Source organism: Acidovorax cavernicola (genome assembly GCF_003581445.1).
The window spans coordinates 1-2,131 of sequence record NZ_QXMN01000155.1; the positions used below are offsets into that span (position 1 = coordinate 1).

3 protein-coding genes are annotated in these 2,131 nt (G+C 68.0%); all 3 read right to left on the reverse strand.

Going from position 1 to position 2,131, the window contains the following annotated elements; all coding sequences use genetic code 11:
* On the reverse strand, positions 1-653 hold a 653-nt coding region (locus D3H34_RS31930), incomplete at its 3' end, for an ABC transporter ATP-binding protein (RefSeq protein ID WP_147400556.1).
* Positions 653-1,492, reverse strand: a complete 840-nt coding sequence (locus D3H34_RS31935; protein WP_119558795.1) for an ABC transporter permease — start codon at positions 1,490-1,492, stop codon at positions 653-655. The genes D3H34_RS31935 and D3H34_RS31930, both read right to left, overlap by 1 nt.
* Before the next feature lie 3 nt (positions 1,493-1,495).
* Positions 1,496-2,131 (reverse strand): ABC transporter permease (locus D3H34_RS31940; protein ID WP_147400557.1); only part of this gene is annotated, 636 nt, incomplete at its 5' end.

Genomic DNA, 2,131 nt, shown 5'->3' on the forward strand with positions numbered 1-2,131 from the left:
GTCTCGGCCTGCAGCCGGCGCATGAGTTCCAGGATCTGCGCCTGGATGGTGACGTCCAGCGCGGTGGTCGGCTCGTCGGCGATCAGCAGCGTCGGGTCGCAGGCCATCGCCAGCGCGATCATCACGCGCTGGCGCATGCCGCCCGAGAGCTGGTGCGGGTACTCGTGGATGCGCTGCGCCGCAGCGGGAATCTCCACCAGCTCCAGCATGCGCTGGGCATGGGCCAGCGCCGCCTTGCGGTCCAGCCCCTTGTGCAGGCGCACGCTCTCGGCGATCTGCTCGCCGATGGTGAACACCGGGTTCAGGCTGGTCATCGGCTCCTGGAAGATCATCGACAGCTGGTTGCCGCGCAGCGAGCGCATCTCGGGCTCGCCGATCTTCAAGAGATCGAGCGTCTTGCCCTCTCGCGTCACAAACGAGGCGCTGCCGCTGACCTGCGCGTTCGCGGTCTTGGGCAACAGGCGCATCAGCGTGAGGCTGGTGACCGACTTGCCCGAGCCCGACTCGCCCACCAGGGCGGTGGTCTTGCCCGGCTGGATCGAGAAGCTCACGTCGGCCACCGAGCGCACGAGGCCGTCCTCGGTGGGGAAGCTCGTGCTCAGGTTGGTGGCCGTGAGGCGCGGGGTGGGTGGGGTGGTGCTCGCGTTGTTCATCACGATGTCTTCTTGAGCTTCGGATCGAGCAGGTCGCGCACGCCGTCACCCAGCAGTTGCAGCGACAGCGCCGTGAAGATGATCGCCAGGCCCGGGAACAGCACCACCCAGAAGGCCTGGTGCGCGTACTGCTGGCTGCCCGCGACCATGGTGCCCCAGGTCGGGATCTCGGGCGGCACGCCGACACCGAGGAACGACAGGCCCGCCTCGGCCAGGATCGCGTAGGCGAAGATGAACGACACCTGCACCAGGATCGGCGACATCAGGTTGGGCAGGATGTGGCGCCACAGGATGCGCGAGGTGCGCACGCCCAGGGCACGCACGGCTTCGACGAACAGCAGCTCGCGCACCACCAGCGTCGATGCCCGCACTACCCGCGCCACACGCGGCGTGTAGACCAGCACCAGCGCGAGCACGGTGTTGATGAGCGAGGGCCCGAGGATCGCCACCAGCGCAATGGCCAGCAGGATGTCGGGAAAGGACATCATCGCGTCGACCACGCGCATCAGCGGCGCGTCGAGCCGGCGGAAGAACCCGGCCATCAGGCCCAGCACGGTACCGGCGATGACCGCGCCCAAGGCCGTGAGCGCCGCGATGGCCAGCGAGTAGCGCGCGCCGTGCACGATGCGCGAATACAGGTCGCGGCCCAGTTCGTCGGTACCGAGCAGGTGCTCGGCGCTGGGGGCCTTCAGGCGCTGCAGCACGGCCGTGTCGTTGGGGTCGGCCGAGGCGAACAACGGCGCACCGATGGCCAGCACGGCGATCACCAGCAGCACCAGGGCGGAGACCATCACGATGCGGCGGTGCATCAGCTGGCGGAGCATTCGAGGCATGCGCATCGTTCAGACCTTCACGCGCGGATCGACGACGGCGTACAGCAGGTCGATCGAGAAATTGATGAGCACGTAGATCGCGGCGATCACCAGCAGCGCCCCTTGAATGACGGGGTAGTCGCGCCGCAGCACGGCATTGACGACGAGGTTGCCCACACCCGGCAGGCCGAAGACGGTCTCGGTGATGACGGCGCCGCCGATCATCAGCGCGACCGTCAGGCCCAGCACCGTGACGATGGGCACCAGCGCGTTGCGCAGCGCGTGCTTCAAAACGACGACCTTCTCGCTCAGGCCCTTGGAGCGCGCGGTGCGCACGTAGTCCTCGCCGAGCACGTCCAGCATCGAGGCACGGGTGAAGCGGATGATGAGCGCGGAGTTCAGCAGGCCCAGCACCGTGGCCGGCAGCACCAGCGCGTGCAGGCGCTCGGCAAAGGGCGCATCGGGTGCACCGTAGCCCGACACCGGGAACCAGCCGAACGAGACGGCGAAGATCTGGATCAGCACGATGCCCATCCAGAAGCTCGGGATGCTCGCGCCCAGCATCGCGATGCCGGTGAAGAACTGGTCGACCACGCGCCCGCGAAACACCGCCGAGACGATGCCACAGGGCACGCCGATGAGCGCCGCGATGGCCACGGCCATCAG

What these genes read in the sequence shown, in the direction of transcription:
- D3H34_RS31935 (WP_119558795.1), bottom strand. Translation starts at nt 1,492, where the DNA reads ATGCGCATGCCTCGAATGCTCCGCCAGCTGATGCACCGCCGCATCGTG.